Source organism: Stutzerimonas sp. R40042 (genome assembly GCF_026642215.1).
Classification (GTDB): domain Bacteria; phylum Pseudomonadota; class Gammaproteobacteria; order Pseudomonadales; family Pseudomonadaceae; genus Stutzerimonas; species Stutzerimonas frequens.
In genome coordinates this window covers 4,465,841-4,481,276 of record NZ_CP113258.1, presented here as the reverse complement: position 1 = coordinate 4,481,276, position 15,436 = coordinate 4,465,841, and the positions used below count along the sequence as shown (strand labels likewise).

13 protein-coding genes are annotated in these 15,436 nt (G+C 65.0%); 12 read left to right on the top strand and 1 reads right to left on the bottom strand.

The genetic code is table 11. The features are described 5' to 3' along the window. The first annotated feature begins 17 nt into the window (after window positions 1-17). From OUY36_RS21010 to gcvP, 7 genes are all read left to right on the top strand, one after another. Window positions 18-506, top strand: a complete 489-nt coding sequence (locus OUY36_RS21010; protein ID WP_267935884.1) for a DUF4442 domain-containing protein — start codon at window positions 18-20, stop codon at window positions 504-506. After that, window positions 506-1,726, top strand: coding sequence for a 2-octaprenyl-3-methyl-6-methoxy-1,4-benzoquinol hydroxylase (locus OUY36_RS21005; protein ID WP_267935882.1), 1,221 nt, complete (start codon window positions 506-508; stop codon window positions 1,724-1,726). The genes OUY36_RS21010 and OUY36_RS21005 overlap by 1 nt, the downstream gene beginning before the upstream one ends. 109 nt (window positions 1,727-1,835) lie before the next feature. Then, on the top strand, window positions 1,836-2,837 hold the full coding sequence (locus tag OUY36_RS21000; protein WP_267931483.1) for an extracellular solute-binding protein: 1,002 nt from the start codon (window positions 1,836-1,838) through the stop codon (window positions 2,835-2,837). 118 nt (window positions 2,838-2,955) lie between these two features. Further along, entirely contained in the window at window positions 2,956-4,572 is a 1,617-nt protein-coding gene (locus OUY36_RS20995; RefSeq protein WP_200630277.1) for an ABC transporter permease, read from the top strand. Window positions 4,573-4,783: 211 nt separating this feature from the next. Then, window positions 4,784-5,866 carry a glycine cleavage system aminomethyltransferase GcvT gene (gene gcvT / locus OUY36_RS20990; protein ID WP_267935878.1) on the top strand — a complete coding sequence of 361 codons (1,083 nt, stop codon included), beginning with the start codon at window positions 4,784-4,786 and terminating at the stop codon, window positions 5,864-5,866. Between the two features lie 52 nt (window positions 5,867-5,918). After that, complete coding sequence (gene gcvH / locus OUY36_RS20985) at window positions 5,919-6,308, top strand: glycine cleavage system protein GcvH (RefSeq protein ID WP_013984409.1); 390 nt, start codon at window positions 5,919-5,921, stop codon at window positions 6,306-6,308. Window positions 6,309-6,367: 59 nt separating this feature from the next. Then, entirely contained in the window at window positions 6,368-9,244 is a 2,877-nt protein-coding gene (gene gcvP / locus OUY36_RS20980) for an aminomethyl-transferring glycine dehydrogenase (protein WP_267935875.1), read from the top strand. A gap of 182 nt (window positions 9,245-9,426) precedes the next feature. Here gcvP and yihA read toward each other — a convergent pair whose 3' ends face one another. Further along, window positions 9,427-10,080: a ribosome biogenesis GTP-binding protein YihA/YsxC gene (yihA, locus tag OUY36_RS20975; RefSeq protein WP_230724170.1), complete on the bottom strand. Its 654-nt coding sequence runs from the start codon at window positions 10,078-10,080 to the stop codon at window positions 9,427-9,429. Between the two features lie 270 nt (window positions 10,081-10,350). On the opposite strand from yihA, the gene OUY36_RS20970 reads away from it, so the two are divergent. The 5 genes from OUY36_RS20970 (at window position 10,351) to OUY36_RS20950 (ending at window position 15,431) form a co-directional block, all read left to right on the top strand. After that, window positions 10,351-10,983, top strand: coding sequence for a c-type cytochrome (locus tag OUY36_RS20970; RefSeq protein ID WP_156244946.1), 633 nt, complete (start codon window positions 10,351-10,353; stop codon window positions 10,981-10,983). 182 nt (window positions 10,984-11,165) lie between these two features. Continuing rightward, complete coding sequence (locus OUY36_RS20965; protein WP_156244947.1) at window positions 11,166-11,795, top strand: thiol:disulfide interchange protein DsbA/DsbL; 630 nt, start codon at window positions 11,166-11,168, stop codon at window positions 11,793-11,795. Between the two features lie 6 nt (window positions 11,796-11,801). Continuing rightward, a complete protein-coding gene (locus tag OUY36_RS20960) occupies window positions 11,802-12,671 on the top strand; it encodes an endonuclease/exonuclease/phosphatase family protein (protein WP_200630281.1) in 870 nt (289 codons plus the stop codon). Then, complete coding sequence (locus OUY36_RS20955) at window positions 12,668-14,515, top strand: diguanylate cyclase (protein ID WP_267935871.1); 1,848 nt, start codon at window positions 12,668-12,670, stop codon at window positions 14,513-14,515. Before OUY36_RS20960 ends, OUY36_RS20955 begins: the two co-directional genes overlap by 4 nt. A gap of 127 nt (window positions 14,516-14,642) precedes the next feature. After that, window positions 14,643-15,431 (top strand): N-acetylmuramoyl-L-alanine amidase, encoded by a 789-nt coding sequence (locus tag OUY36_RS20950; protein WP_267935869.1) that lies wholly within the window; start codon window positions 14,643-14,645, stop codon window positions 15,429-15,431. Window positions 15,432-15,436: the final 5 nt, after the last annotated feature.

The window sequence follows — 15,436 nt, the reverse complement described above, 5'->3', positions numbered from 1 at the left end:
ACAACGAAGGATTCGGCATGAGCGCTTCCAGGCTGGCGCGCAAGGCGCGGTTTCTGCGCTGGGCCATGAATTTCTACCCGCCTTACATTGGAGCCGGTGTTCGGGTGCGGCACATCAGTTCGGATATGCGCCTGGTTCAGGTCAAGATGGTGCTGCGCTGGTACAACCGCAATTATGTCGGTACGCAGTTCGGCGGCTCGCTGTATTCAATGGTCGACCCGTTCTTCGTGCTGATGCTGATGGAGAATCTCGGGCGCGACTACATCGTCTGGGACAAGGCGGCCAACATAGAATTCGTCAGCCCCGGGCGGGGTGCGGTCTACGCCGAGTTCGCCATCAGCGACAAGTTGCTGGATGAGATCCGCGCGAACACCGCCGACGGCAGCAAGTACTTGCCCAGGATGCATGTCGAAGTGCGGGACGGCGAGGGCACGCTGGTGGCACGGGTGCAGAAGACCCTCTACATACGACTCAAGCCGCGGGCGCGGCAGTCAGGAGAGAAGTGATGCAAGCGGATCTGATCATCGTTGGCGCCGGAATGGTCGGCAGCACGCTGGCACTGGCGCTCGAAGGCTCCGGACTGAATATCGTCGTGCTCGACGCCAGTCCGCTCGAGGTCGCCGACTTCGATCCGCTGGGCGGCTTCGAGCCTCGGGTCAGCGCGTTGTCAGCAGCTAGTCAGCGCATCCTGCAGCGGGTCGGTGCGTGGCCGGGTATCGCCGCGCGGCGCGCGAGCCCCTACATCGACATGCATGTGTGGGATGGCTCGGGTACCGGCCAGATTCATTTCTCTGCCGAGACCGTGCACGCCGAGGTGCTCGGGCACATCGTCGAGAACCGCGTGGTGCAGGACGCCCTGTTGGAAACGATGCAGCGTGGTGGCAGGTTGCAGTTGGTCGGCGACGCGCGCGTCGAGCAGCTGACGCAAACCGCCGAAGGCTGGCGGCTGACGCTGGGCGATGGTCGCGAGTTGCACACCCCCCTGCTGATCGCCGCGGACGGCGCCAACTCGGCGATTCGCCGCCTGGCTGGCTGCGAAACCCGCGAGTGGGACTATCTGCATCAAGCCATCGTTACCAGCGTGCGTTGCAGCGAGGCGCACCAGCGTACGGCCTGGCAACGCTTCACCGATGACGGCCCGTTGGCCTTTCTGCCGCTCGAGCGCGATGGCGATCGGCACTGGTGCTCCATCGTCTGGTCGATTACCGAGGCAGAGGCCAGGCGCCTCATGGCACTGGATGACCTGGCCTTTTGTGCCGCACTTGAGCGTGCCTTCGAGCAACGCCTGGGTGAGGTGCTGGCAGTCGATCCGCGGCTGTGCATCCCGTTGCGCCAGCGCCATGCCAAGCGCTACGTGCAGCCGGGTCTGGCGTTGATTGGCGACGCCGCACACACCATTCACCCGCTGGCCGGGCAGGGCGTGAACCTCGGCCTGCTGGATGCCGCGGTGCTGGCGGAAGTACTCGAGGCCGCGATTGCCCGTGGTGAGCGGGCGGCGGATGTGCGGGTGCTGAGCCGCTTCGAGCGTCGGCGCATGCCACACAATTTGGCGATGATGGCAGCCATGGAGGGCTTCGAGCGGTTGTTCCAGGCTGATCCGCTGCCGCTGCGCTGGCTGCGCAATACCGGTCTCAAGGCCGTCGAGGCGCTGCCGGAGGCGAAGGCGCTGTTCGTGCGTCAGGCGCTCGGGCTGAGCGGTGATCTGCCCGAACTGGCCAAGCCCTGATGTCAGATTGATATTTACAAAAGATTACCTGCACGATTTGTCGCATTGAGAAGGTAAATAACATTCACTATTATTTGGCCTCTGTTCCAACTCACCAAGAGGCTGTTTCATGCAGGCAAGCAAAGGTTTACTCGCCGCCCTGGCGCTTACGGCGCTGTCGGGCGCTGTCCAGGCTGCCGACGAAGTGGTGGTTTACTCCTCGCGCATCGACGAGCTGATCAAGCCGGTGTTCGACGCATACACCGAGAAGACCGGTGTCGCTATCAAGTTCATCACCGACAAGGAAGCTCCGCTGATGGCCCGCATCAAGGCCGAAGGCGAGAACACTCCTGCCGACCTGCTGCTGACCGTCGATGGTGGCAACCTCTGGCAAGCCGAAGAAATGGGCCTGCTGCAGCCGCTCGATTCCCAAGTGGTGAAGGACAACATCCCCGCTCAGTACCGCTCCTCCAGCGACGCCTGGACTGGCCTGTCGCTGCGCGCGCGGACCATCGTCTACTCTCCGGAACGGGTCAAGGATGGTGAGCTGACCACCTATGAAGCGCTGGCCGACAAGAAGTGGGACGGCCGTCTGTGCCTGCGTACCAGCAAGAAGGTCTACAACCAGTCGCTGACCGCCACCATGATCGAGACCCATGGTGCCGAGAAGACCGAAGAGATCATCAAGGGCTGGGTCAGCAACCTCGCTACCGATGTCTTCGCCGACGATACCGCGCTGGTCCAGGCGGTTGATGCCGGGCAGTGCGACGTCGGCATCGTCAATACCTACTACTTCGGCCGTCTGCATGCGCAGAATCCGCAGCTCAAGGCCAAGCTGTTCTGGCCGAACCAGGAAGATCGCGGCGTGCACGTCAATCTGTCGGGCATCGGCCTGACCAAGCACGCACCGAATCCGGACGCCGCGCGCAAGCTGGTGGAGTGGATGACTGGCGCCGAGGCGCAGAGCATCTTCGCCGACATCAACATGGAGTATCCGGCCAACCCGAGCGTCAAGCCGTCTGCCGAGGTGGCCGCATGGGGCGAGTTCAAGGCCGACACCATCCCGGTGGAAGTGGCTGGCAAGCGCCAGGCCGAAGCCATCAAGCTGATGGATCGCGCCGGCTGGAACTGATCAGCCTTTCGCGCTTGCAGCGCTGACGTGCGGCTCCGGCCGCTACGTCAGCCGCTGCGGTTATACTCGGCGCCCCGGCCTGGTCCGGGGCGTCGTCTTTTTTGCTGTCGAGGCTTGAGTGTCCCATCCCGTCGAGCGCCGCTGGTATCCCATCACTTTCGCCATCGCCGCACTGGTGTTGCTGCCGTTGAGCATTCTGCTGTTCAGCTGGAGCAGCATCGACACCGAGATCTGGGCGCATCTGTGGGATACACAGATGCCGCGGTTGCTGGGCAACACCCTGACCCTGGTGATTGGCGTCAGCGTTGGTGTGGTCGTGCTCGGCGTCAGCCTCGCCTGGCTCACGGCGCTCTGCGAGTTCCCTGGCCGCCGCTGGCTGGACTGGGCGCTTATGCTGCCGTTCGCGATTCCGGCCTACGTACTGGCGTTCGTCTTCATCGGCCTGCTGGATTTCGCCGGTCCGGTGCAAACCCTGGCACGCGAGTGGTTCGGCAGTGGCATCCGCTTTCCGCGAGTGCGCTCGACCGGTGGCGTCATCACGGTACTGGTGTTGGTGTTCTACCCCTATGTCTACCTGCTGGCGCGTTCGGCCTTTCTCGCCCAGGGCAAGGGGCTGATGGAAGCGGCGCGGGTGCTCGGCCAGTCGCCCTGGCAGGCTTTCTGGCGCGTGGCGCTGCCGATGGCGCGGCCGGCCATCGGCGCCGGGCTGGCGCTGGCGATGATGGAGACGCTGGCCGATTTCGGTGCGGTGTCGGTGTTCAACTTCGATACCTTCACCACCGCCATTTACAAGACCTGGTACGGTTTCTTCAGCCTGACCAGCGCCACGCAGCTGGCCAGCCTGCTGTTGCTGGCGGTGATGCTGGTGCTCTACGGCGAGCGTCGTGCCCGCGGTGCGGCGCGCCCGGCCAACGAGCGTGCGCGCTCGGCGGCACTGTATCGGCTGACCGGAATGAAGGCCTTTGCCGCCAGCGCCTGGTGCGGCCTGGTGTTTCTCTGCGCGTTCGTCATACCCGTGCTGCAACTGCTCGTATGGCTCTGGCAGCGCGGCCGCTTCGACCTCGACGAGCGCTATGCCGGGCTGATCCTGCATACGCTGTACCTGGGCGGCATCGCTGCGCTGATCACCGTTACCGCGGCGTTACTGCTGGCCTTCGCCCGGAGGCAGGCTCCGGTGCGCTCGGTCCGCAGTGCGGTGAGCCTGGCCAACCTGGGTTATGCGCTGCCCGGCTCGGTGCTGGCGGTGTCGATCATGCTGGCGTTCAGTTATCTCGACCGGCACATGGTGATTCCGCTGTCCAGCTGGCTGGGCGGGGCGGGCAAACCGATCCTGCTCGGCAGCCTCGGTGCCTTGCTGCTGGCCTATCTGATCCGCTTCATGGCAGTCGCCTTCGGCCCGCTGGAGAACGCCCTGGCGCGGATTCGCCCTTCGTTGCCGCAGGCGTCACGCAGCCTCGGCGTCGGCGGCCCGGCGCTGTTCATGCGCGTCTATCTGCCACTACTGCTGCCGGGTACCCTGAGCGCAGCGCTGCTGGTGTTCGTCGACGTGCTCAAGGAGATGCCGGCAACCCTGCTGATGCGTCCGTTCGGCTGGGACACCCTGGCGGTACGCATTTTCGAGATGACCAGCGAGGGTGAATGGGCACGTGCTTCGCTGCCGGCGCTGACCCTGGTGTTGGTGGGCTTGCTGCCGGTGGTGCTGCTGATTCGGCGCTCGGCGAGGCGTCCAGGCTGATCGTGCGGCTTGGCCGCACGGTGCTGAACGGCGCGGCCGCGCTGCTGCGGGCCGCGGGTCGACCTCCAGTCTCCTGGCGCCTGAAGCGCAGTGACCTACCGTCACCTTGGGGCTACAATGCGCGCCATTCGAAAGTCGCCGAGCCTCGCGGGGCCCGGTTTTACTGACTTTTCCAATGCCGATTCGGCGACCTGCCCGGAAGGAGAAACCCATGGGTCAGCGCACTCCCCTCTACGATCAGCACCTTGCGCTCGGCGCCAAGATGGTCGATTTCGGTGGCTGGGACATGCCACTGCATTACGGCTCACAGGTGGAAGAACACCATCAGGTGCGACGCGATTGCGGGGTCTTCGATGTCTCGCACATGACCGTGGTGGATGTCGCCGGCGAGCAGGCCACCGCCTATCTGCAGCGCTTGCTGGCCAACGACGTGGCACGCCTGAAGAGCGCCGGTCGCGCCCTTTATAGCGCCATGCTCAATGAGCGTGGCGGGGTGATCGATGACCTGATCGTCTACCTGACCGACTGGGGCTACCGCCTGGTGGTCAACGCCAGCACCCGCGACAAGGACCTGGCGTGGATGCAGACCCAGATGGCGGGCTTCGCCGTCGAGGTCAACGAACGCCCGCAGCTGGCCATGCTGGCCATTCAGGGCCCGCACGCCCGCGCCCGCACGGCCGAGCTGGTCAGCCAGGCGCGCGCCACCATGATTCACGAACTCAAGCCATTCCAGGGCCTGGCCGAAGGCGACTGGTTCATCGGTCGTACCGGCTACACCGGCGAAGATGGTCTGGAGATCATCCTGCCGGCCGAGCAGGCACCGGATTTTCTCAGCGAGCTGGTCGGCGCTGGTATCCCGCCCATCGGCCTCGGCGCACGTGACACCCTGCGTCTGGAGGCCGGGCTGAACCTGTACGGGCAGGACATGACCGAGGAGGTTTCGCCGCTGGCCGCCAACATGGGCTGGACCGTGGCCTGGGAGCCGGCCGAGCGCGACTTCGTCGGCCGTGCCGCGCTGGAGCAGCAGCGCGCCCAAGGCGATCTGCCGAAGCTGGTCGGCCTGGTGCTGGAAGAGCGCGGCGTGCTGCGTGCCCATCAGGTGGTGCGGGTGACCGGTGTCGGCGACGGCGAGATCACCAGCGGCAGTTTTTCTCCTACGCTTGGCAAATCCATCGCCCTGGCGCGCGTGCCGGCCGGCACCGCCGAGCGTGCGGAAGTGGAGATTCGTGGCAAGTGGTATCCGGTGCGGGTCGTACAGCCGACATTCGTGCGGCACGGCAAGGTACTGGTGTAAATTCGACCGACTGTTTTGCGCGACTGCTGTCATCAGCCTTGAGGACCCAACAATGAGCAATATCCCCAGCGATCTGCGTTACGCCGCCAGCCACGAGTGGGCTCGTCTCGAAGCGGACGGCAGCGTCACCGTCGGCATCTCCGATCACGCCCAGGAAGCGCTGGGGGATGTGGTCTACGTCGAGCTGCCCGAGGTCGGGCGCCAGCTCAATGCCGGTCAGGAAGCCGGCGTGGTCGAGTCGGTGAAGGCCGCCTCCGACATCTATGCCCCCGTTTCCGGTGAGGTGATCGCCATCAACGAGGCGCTGGCCGATTCGCCCGAGCAGGTCAACAGCGACCCCTACGGCAGCTGGTTCTTCCGCCTGCAGCCGAGCGACAAGGCGGAGCTGGACAAGCTGCTCGACGCAGCCGGTTACCAGGCCGCCTGCGACGCCGACGCCTAAGCATCATCCGCAAAAGCCCCGCTCTGTCGGGGCTTTTGTTTTTTTCGAGAGTAGCGACCATGCCGTATATGCCGAGCCTTTCCCAACTCCAGCAAACCGATGCCTTTCTGCGCCGTCACCTCGGCCCGGATCAGGGCGAACAGCAGGCCATGCTCGACGCGCTGGGGCTGGCCAGCCGCGAGCAGCTGATCGAGCAGACCGTGCCGCCGGCAATTCGCCTGAAGGACGAGCTGAATCTGCCGCCCGCGCTGGATGAACAGGCGGCGCTGGCCAAGCTCAAGGGCTATGCCGAGCAGAACCAGCTCTGGACCAGCCTGATCGGCATGGGCTACCACGGCACCATCACCCCGCCGGTGATCCTGCGCAACGTGCTGGAGAATCCGGGCTGGTACACCGCCTACACGCCCTATCAGCCGGAGATCGCCCAGGGTCGGCTGGAAGCGTTGCTGAACTATCAGCAGATGATCATCGACCTCACCGGTCTCGATCTGGCCAACGCCTCGCTGCTCGATGAGGCGACCGCAGCAGCCGAGGCCATGACCCTGGCCCGGCGCATGGCCAAGAGCAAGAGCAACCGCTTCTTCGTTGACGAGAATTGCCATCCGCAGACGCTTTCGGTGGTGCAGACCCGCGCCGAAGCGTTCGGCTTCGAACTGCTGGTCGGCACGCTGGACGAGCTGGCCGGACACGAGGTGTTCGGCGCGCTGCTGCAGTACCCGGATACCCATGGCGAGATTCGCGACCTGCGTCCGGCCATCGAGCAGCTGCACGCGCAGCAGGCGCTGGCCTGCGTGGCGGCCGACCTGCTCAGCCTGCTGTTGCTGACCCCGCCGGGCGAACTGGGTGCCGACGTGGTGCTCGGCTCGACCCAGCGCTTCGGTGTGCCGATGGGCTACGGTGGCCCGCATGCGGCCTATTTCGCCAGCCGCGACGAGTTCAAGCGCGGCATGCCGGGACGCATCATCGGCGTGTCCAAGGACGCCCGCGGCAACACCGCGCTGCGCATGGCGCTGCAGACCCGCGAGCAGCACATCCGCCGCGAGAAGGCCAACTCCAACATCTGCACCGCGCAGGTGCTGCTGGCCAACATCGCTGGCTTCTATGCCGTCTATCACGGCCCGCTGGGCCTCAAGCGCATCGCCCAGCGCGTCCATCGGCTGACCGCCATCCTCGCCGCGGGTCTGGAGCAGAAGGGCATCGTGCGGCTCAACCAGCATTTCTTCGACACCCTGACCCTCGAGGTCGGTGGCGCACAGACCGCCATCATCGAAAGCGCCGAAGCGGCGCAGATCAACCTGCGCATCCTCGGCCGCGGCCGGCTGGGTGTGAGCCTCGACGAGACCTGCGACGAGCGCACCGTCGAGCAGCTGCTGGCGATCTTCCTCGGTGCCGATCACGGCCTCGATGTCGCCGCGCTGGATGCCGGTGAGCTGGCCGCGGGCATTCCCGCAGGGCTGCAACGCGAAAGCGGCTACCTGGAGCATCCGGTGTTCAACTCGCACCACAGCGAAACCGAGATGCTGCGCTACCTCAAGCAGCTGGAAAACAAGGATCTGGCCCTGAACCAGGCAATGATCCCGCTCGGCTCCTGCACCATGAAGCTCAACGCCACCAGCGAAATGATCCCGATCACCTGGGCCGAATTCGCCAACCTGCATCCGTTCGTCCCGCGCGGGCAGGCCCAGGGCTACAAGTTGATGATCGAAGAGCTGGAAGCCTGGCTCTGCGCGATCACCGGTTTCGACGCCATCAGCATGCAGCCCAACTCCGGTGCTCAGGGCGAATACGCCGGCCTGGTCGCGATCCGCAAGTATCACGAGAGCCGCGGCGAAGGGCAGCGCGACATCTGCCTGATCCCGTCCTCGGCGCACGGCACCAACCCCGCTTCGGCACAGATGGTCAGCATGCGTGTGGTGATCGTCGAATGCGACAAGGGCGGTAACGTCGATCTCGAGGACCTCAAGCGCAAGGCCGCCGAGGCCGGCGACCGGCTGTCCTGTCTGATGATCACCTACCCGTCGACCCACGGCGTTTACGAGGAGAACGTGCGCGAGATCTGCGCGGCGATCCACGCTCACGGCGGCCAGGTATACATGGACGGCGCCAATCTCAACGCCCAGGTCGGCCTGGCGCGGCCGGCGGACATCGGTGCCGACGTCTCGCACATGAACCTGCACAAGACCTTCTGCATCCCCCATGGTGGCGGCGGCCCGGGCATGGGGCCGATCGGCGTCAAAGCGCACCTGGCACCATTCGTGGCCAATCACCCGGTGGTCGAGCTGGAAGGTCCGCAACCGGGCAACGGTGCGGTGAGCGCCGCGCCCTGGGGCAGCGCGAGCATCCTGCCGATCAGCTGGATGTACATCGCGATGATGGGTCCGCAGCTGCGCGACGCGACCGAGGTGGCGATCCTCGGTGCCAACTATCTGGCCAATCGCCTCGGCGGAGCGTTCCCGGTGCTCTACAGCGGACGCGACGGCCGTGTCGCCCACGAGTGCATTCTTGATCTGCGCCCGCTCAAGGCCGCCAGCGGCATCAGCGAGGAGGACGTCGCCAAGCGCCTGATGGACTACGGCTTCCACGCGCCGACCATGTCCTTCCCGGTGCCCGGCACGCTGATGATCGAGCCCACCGAGAGCGAGTCGAAGGCCGAGCTGGATCGCTTCGTCGAGGCGATGCTGAGCATCCGCGCGGAGATCGCCAAGGTGCAGGACGGTGAGTGGCCGGCGGACAACAACCCGCTGGTACGCGCGCCGCATACCCTGGCTGACGTGATCGGTGAGTGGGATCGGCCGTACAGCATCGCCGAGGCGGTGACGCCGAGCGCCCATGCACGCGCGCACAAGTACTGGCCGGCGGTGAACCGCGTGGACAACGTCTACGGCGATCGCAACCTGTTCTGCGCCTGCGTGCCGGTGGATGCCTACCGCGACTGAGTTGCGCTGAGGGCCGGGTGGGCGTCGATTCTCGGCGCCTTTCCGGCTTCTGCAAGGTGATTGGTGAGGTGAAATTCGGGCGATTTTAGCGATTGGTGCCGACTTCGTAGGGTGGATGTCGCTTCTTACATCCACCGGAACTCCGGCCCAGGGCTGCAGGAATCGGCAACGCCTGACCCACTCTATGCCTCAGGCTCTTGCTCGTCCTCGGCTGCCTCGTCCAGCATTCCCAGCCAGTTCGCCAGCACCAGCTGCGCTTCCTCGACCCCCTGCCGCTTCGGTGCCGAGAACAGCTGGACGCTGACGTCGGCGCCCCAGCCCTTGTGAATGTCGCGCTGGATGGCCAGCAACGCGTTCTTCGCCGCGCCGAAGGCCAGCTTGTCGGACTTGGTCAGCAGGATGTGCAAGGGCATCTGGCTGGCGCTCGCCCAGTCCAGCATCATGCGGTCGAACTCGGTCAGGGGATGGCGGATGTCCATCATCAGGAACACCCCGGCCAGGCTTTCGCGGCTACCCAGGTAGGCTTCGAGGTGGCGCTGCCAGTGCTGCTTGAGCGGGATCGGCACCTTGGCGTAGCCATAACCGGGCAGGTCGACCAGGCGGCGCTCGTCATCGAGGCGGAAGAAGTTGAGCAGTTGAGTGCGCCCGGGCGTCTTCGAGGTCCGGGCCAGGTTGGCGTGGGTGAGGGTGTTCAGCGCACTGGACTTGCCCGCATTGGATCGACCGGCGAAGGCCACTTCCAGACCCTCGTCGGCCGGGCACTGATCGACCTTGGCGGCGCTGATCATGAAGGAGGCCTGTTGGCAAAGGCCGAGAATCGGGTTTTTCGGTAGCATGGTCGTTCCGGTGAGTGCGCGCGGGGTGCGGCAATGGTTCGTTTCCGTTTCAGGAACGGAAGTATATAATGCCGCAGTTTTTATGTGCGCTTTGGCCTGATGTCGGGCTCCGAATGGCGTTCGGCCGGTATCAGGCGCAACGTGCGTCTGCGGGCCGCCGCCGGAGACGAAAGTCCTGCGTGCCACTATAACGAGCGTCGTCCCGGTTTTGATGCCGTGCGCGACCCGATGAATTCCCTTTCAAACCCTTAGCCGTAGTTGGATTAGCTGATGAACAAAATACTCGTGAGTCTGCTGTTGACCCTTGGCATCACCGGTATGGCCCACGCGGCTGGAAACGCCGAGGCTGGTCAGGGCAAAGTTGCAGTGTGTGGCGCCTGCCACGGTGTCGACGGCAACAGCCCGGCGCCGAACTTCCCGAAACTCGCCGGCCAGGGCGAGCGCTATCTGCTCAAGCAGCTGCATGACATCAAGGCTGGCAGCACCCCGGGCGCCGAGGAAGGCGTCGGTCGCAAGGTGCCGGAAATGACCGGTTTGCTCGATCCGCTGAGCGATCAGGATCTGGAAGATATCGCCGCCTACTTCGCCAGCCAGAAGGGCAGCGTCGGTTATGCCGATCCGGCTCTGGCCAAGCAGGGCGAGAAGCTGTTCCGTGGCGGCAAGCTGGATCAGGGCATGCCGGCCTGTACCGGTTGCCATGCGCCGAATGGCGTCGGTAACGACCTTGCCGGTTTCCCCAAGCTGGGTGGCCAGCACGCTGCCTACACCGCCAAGCAGTTGACCGACTTCCGCGAAGGCAACCGTACCAACGACGGCGACACCATGATCATGCGTGGCATCGCCGCCAAGCTGAGCAACAAGGACATCGAAGCGCTGTCCAGCTACATCCAGGGCCTGCACTGATAGCCGTTGCAGCCTGAGCAGAAGGGCGTCCGGGCCACCAGCCCCGACGCCCTTCTGCGTTTTCGGGACCTGCTGCATTGTCTGTATCACGTGCTTGCACAGTCGGATGAAAAACGCTGGCGAGTCCCGGCGTTTTGCTGCAGCCTGTTGCGCCATTGGTCCGTCGTTAACAGGAGTATTCCATGCGTAATTTCCTACTCACTGCCGTTTTCGCTGCCGCCAGCCTGTTCGGTCTGGCAGCCCAGGCAGCGGAGTTCCAGGCCGGCAAGGAGTATGTCGAGCTGAGCAGCCCGGTACCGGTTGCAGAGCCGAGCAAGATCGAGGTGGTCGAGCTGTTCTGGTATGGCTGCCCGCACTGCTATCAATTCGAGCCGACCGTCAAACCGTGGGCCGAGCAGCTGCCGGATGACGTCGATTTCAAACGCATCCCGGCGATGTTCGGCGGTATCTGGAACGCCCACGGACAGCTGTTCATCACGTTGGAATCCATGGGCGTCGAGCCCGAGATTCATGATGCGGTGTTCGCCGCCTATCATCAGGACCGCAAGAAGCTCGCGACCCCCGAAGAGATGGCCGAATTCCTCGCCGGCCACGGCATCGACAAGCAGACCTTCCTCAAGGCTTACAACTCCTTTGGCGTGCGCAGCCGCGTGGAGCAGGCCAAGAAGCTTGGCATGGCTTACCAGATCACCGGCGTACCGGTGATGATCGTGAACGGCAAATATCGTTTCGATCTCGGTTCTGCCGGCGGCCCGGAACGCACGCTGCAGGTGGCCGACTTCCTCATCGAAAAAGAACGCGCAGCGCGGTAGCCGAACGTGCTGCGCCGCTGGAGCGCTCCGCGCCACGCCGGCCCCGGCAAGGCTCGGGTCAATCCCCACTGTCTGGCCAGCAGCGGCCTGCCGGCGGACGGGCGGCTGCGGCTGCTCAGTTTCAACATCCAGGTCGGCATCAGCACCGAGCGCTACCACCACTACCTGACGCGTAGCTGGCAGCATCTGCTGCCGCATCCCGGACGCGCCGGAAACCTGCAGCGCATCGGCGAACTGCTCGGCAACTACGATCTGGTGGCCTTGCAGGAAGCCGATGGCGGCAGTTTGCGCTCCGGTTATGTCAATCAGGTCGAGCATCTCGCCCAGCTGGGCGCGTTTCCCTACTGGTACCAGCAGCTCAACCGTAACCTCGGGCGCTTCGCCCAGCACAGCAACGGTGTCTTGAGCCGGCTCGAGCCACAGAGGCTGGAAGACCATCCACTGCCGGGACCATCCGGGCGGGGCGCTATCCTGCTGCGCTTCGGCGAAGGGGCAGACGCGCTGGTGGTCGTCATGATGCACCTGGCGCTCGGTGGCGGGGCGCGGGCGCGCCAGCTGGCCTATATCCGCGAGCTGATCGGCGGCTACCGCCACCAGGTGCTGATGGGTGACATGAATACCCACGCCAATGATCTGCTGGAGAACTCCCCACTGCGCGACCTTGGCCTGCTCGCACCGCAGGTCGAGGCGACCTTTCCAAGCTGGCGGCCGCAACGCTGCCTCGATCACATCCTGTTGAGTCCGAGCCTGGCGCTGGAGCGCGTCGACGTGCTGCCGTTGCCGATCTCCGATCATCTGCCGGTCGCCGTGGAAATCAGGTTGCCCGACGCGTTCAAGGACGATTCCATGCCGGTTCAGGTAGAAGAAAGCAAATGAGCGACGAAGCCGAACGCTGGAAGGAAAAGTATCTGCAGCTGGTCGAGCGCCAGGACCGGCTGGAGGCCCGCTGGGAGCAGCGGGTGGACTTGCTGCGCCGCAGTCTGGTGCGCAGCAGCCTGGCGGTGGAGGGGGCCGATCCAGCCGTCGAGCGCTGCCTGCAGCAGATGCGCGAGATTCTGCGCGACGGCGATCTGGACGATGGCCTCGGGCAGCTGGTTCCGCGCCTGGAAAAAGCCGTGCTGGACTCCGAGCGGCATCGTCAGGAGCGCGCCGTGCAGCTGACCGAAGCGCTGCATCGGTTGGTTGCTCAATTGCTGGGGATGTCCTTGCCGGCCGAATTGCGCAAGCCGCTCAAGCGTTTTGCCAAGGAGTTGGATCAGCGCGCGACCCGGCTACGCGAACTGCCGGTACTGCTCAGTGAACTCAGTGTGCTGCAGGGCCAGGTTCTGGACCTGCAAGGACTGGGCACGCCGCAGCAAAGCGGATTTTTAAAGCGCCTGTTCGGCAATCGGGACAGTCAAGCGGTGGCGATCCCGCTCGAGGCGGCGATTCCAGCGGCGGTGACGGTCGAGACCGAGGCGGTTGTCGGCAGCGCGATGGCCGGTGCGTCCGCTGCGGCCGAAGCGGCCGTGACGCCAGCCTTGCCTGAGCCGGCGAGCGACGAGCAGCAAGCGCTCGAGCCCGCCGCAACAGCGGCTGAGCCCGAAGTAGCCGCACCGGTGGCGGATGCCGAGCAGACGCCAGTGGCCGAGCCGCAGGCGGCCGCCTACGCCCTGCCGGACTCACCGGAGCCCGCCTACAGCGTGGTTGCCGAACGCGTCGAGGCGACGCTCGCCAGCCTGCTCGACAGCCTCCATCTGCCCGAACAGCATCAGCCGCGGCTGCAGCTGTTGCGCGCCCGCATTCAGCATGGCTTGAACTGGTACGAGCTGGTACCGGTGCTGGATGACCTGGCGATGCTGATGATTGCCTTCAGCGATCAGGGGCAGCGGGATTTCGAGAACTACCTGCAGACGCTCAACGAGCGGCTCACCGCGATGCAGGAAAACCTGCTCGCCGCGCACCAGGGCCATACCGAGGGCCGCGACGCCGCACAGACGCTCGATGCCGAATTACGCGAGCAGGTCGGCGGACTGCAGGACAGCATGCGCCAGGCCACCGATCTGTCGAGCCTGAAAAAGGTGGTCGAGGCGCGCCTGGATGGTCTGCTGACCACGGTGGATACCTACCGGCAAAAGCGTAGCGAGCAGGAGCAGAAGCTTGGCGAGCGACTGCAGCAGTTGGTCAGCCGGGTCGGCAGCCTCGAACAGGCCGCGCGAGGGTTGCGCGGCCATCTCGAGGAGCAACGGCAGAAGGCTCTGCAGGATCCATTGACCGGGCTGCCCAACCGTGCCGCCTGGAACGAGCGCCTGGATCTGGAATTCGCCCGCTGGCAGCGCTATGGCGGCGACCTGTTACTGGCCGTGCTGGATGTCGATCACTTCAAGCGGGTCAATGATGGATACGGTCATCTGGCCGGCGACCGGGTGCTCAAGATCATTGGCTCGGAGCTGCAGAAGCGGCTGCGCAAGACCGACTTCATCGCCCGCTTCGGCGGCGAGGAGTTCGTCGTGCTGCTGCCCAACACGCCCCAGGAAGCGGGGCGGCAGTTGCTGGAAACGCTGCGCGAATCCATTGGCAACTGCCCGTTTCACTTCAAGGGTGAACGCATCGTGATCACGCTGTCGGCAGGCCTGACCGCCTTTAGTGATGGCGACACCACAGAGCGTGCCTTCGAGCGCGCCGACAGCGCGCTGTACCGCGCCAAGGAGGCCGGCCGCAATCGGGTCGAACCGGCCTGACCGGCTGACGCCGCGAGCCTGCGATCGCCCGGGTATAATCCGACCGCGCTGCCAAGCGCTGCCATGCCGGCGCGCCTGCCGGTATGCCGATCTGCGTCATTTCGCCGTCGACACAGAGGTCATCCCGATGAAAGCCTTCACCGCCACCCTGTTGCTCCTGCTGCTTGCCGGCTGCGCCAGCGGCCCGCGCATCGATACCCGCTACAGCTCGATCGGCCACGACAGCCGCGCGCAGTTCATCGTGCTGCACTACACCTCTGCCGACCTGCCGCGCTCGCTCACGCTGCTCAGTGGTCGTGACGTCAGCAGTCACTACCTGATCGGCGAGGCACCGGCGACTATCTACCGCCTGGTGGACGAGAACCGGCGCGCCTGGCATGCCGGCGAAAGCGAGTGGAACGGGCGCACCTGGCTCAATTCCAGCTCGATCGGCATCGAGCTGGTCAATCGTGGCTATGTCGAAAGCGCGGACGGACGGCGACTCTGGTACCCGTACTCGGACGAACAGATCGACGCGCTGGTGGCGCTGCTCAAGGACATCATGGTGCGCCATGATCTCAAGCCGGGCGCCATCATCGGCCACAGCGATATTGCGCCGCAGCGCAAAGTCGACCCGGGGCCGCTGTTTCCGTGGAAACGCCTCGCCGACGAGGGGCTTCTGCCCTGGCCCGAGGCGGACGCGGTGGCGGCGGAGCGGGCGAACTACGCGCTCAGCGGCGTGCCGTCGGTCGCCTGGTTTCAGGAGGCATTGGCGGTTCAGGGCTACCGCGTGCCGCGGCATGGGCAGCTGGATGACGAGACGCGTAACGTGATCGCCGCATTCCAGATGAAGTATCGACCGGCCCGTTTCGACGGCGAGCCGGATGCCGAAACCGCAGCGATGCTGACGGTACTCACTGCCCAGGCGGGCCGCTGACATAG

Excerpts from the sequence above, each read along its gene's own strand:
- OUY36_RS21010 (WP_267935884.1), top strand. The coding sequence starts at position 18 with ATGAGCGCTTCCAGGCTGGCGCGCAAGGCGCGGTTTCTGCGCTGGGCC.
- OUY36_RS21005 (WP_267935882.1), top strand. The coding sequence starts at position 506 with ATGCAAGCGGATCTGATCATCGTTGGCGCCGGAATGGTCGGCAGCACG.
- OUY36_RS21000 (WP_267931483.1), top strand. The coding sequence starts at position 1,836 with ATGCAGGCAAGCAAAGGTTTACTCGCCGCCCTGGCGCTTACGGCGCTG.
- gcvT (WP_267935878.1), top strand. The coding sequence starts at position 4,784 with ATGGGTCAGCGCACTCCCCTCTACGATCAGCACCTTGCGCTCGGCGCC.
- gcvH (WP_013984409.1), top strand. The coding sequence starts at position 5,919 with ATGAGCAATATCCCCAGCGATCTGCGTTACGCCGCCAGCCACGAGTGG.
- gcvP (WP_267935875.1), top strand. The coding sequence starts at position 6,368 with ATGCCGTATATGCCGAGCCTTTCCCAACTCCAGCAAACCGATGCCTTT.
- yihA (WP_230724170.1), bottom strand. The coding sequence starts at position 10,080 with ATGCTACCGAAAAACCCGATTCTCGGCCTTTGCCAACAGGCCTCCTTC.
- OUY36_RS20970 (WP_156244946.1), top strand. The coding sequence starts at position 10,351 with ATGAACAAAATACTCGTGAGTCTGCTGTTGACCCTTGGCATCACCGGT.
- OUY36_RS20965 (WP_156244947.1), top strand. The coding sequence starts at position 11,166 with ATGCGTAATTTCCTACTCACTGCCGTTTTCGCTGCCGCCAGCCTGTTC.
- OUY36_RS20955 (WP_267935871.1), top strand. The coding sequence starts at position 12,668 with ATGAGCGACGAAGCCGAACGCTGGAAGGAAAAGTATCTGCAGCTGGTC.
- OUY36_RS20950 (WP_267935869.1), top strand. The coding sequence starts at position 14,643 with ATGAAAGCCTTCACCGCCACCCTGTTGCTCCTGCTGCTTGCCGGCTGC.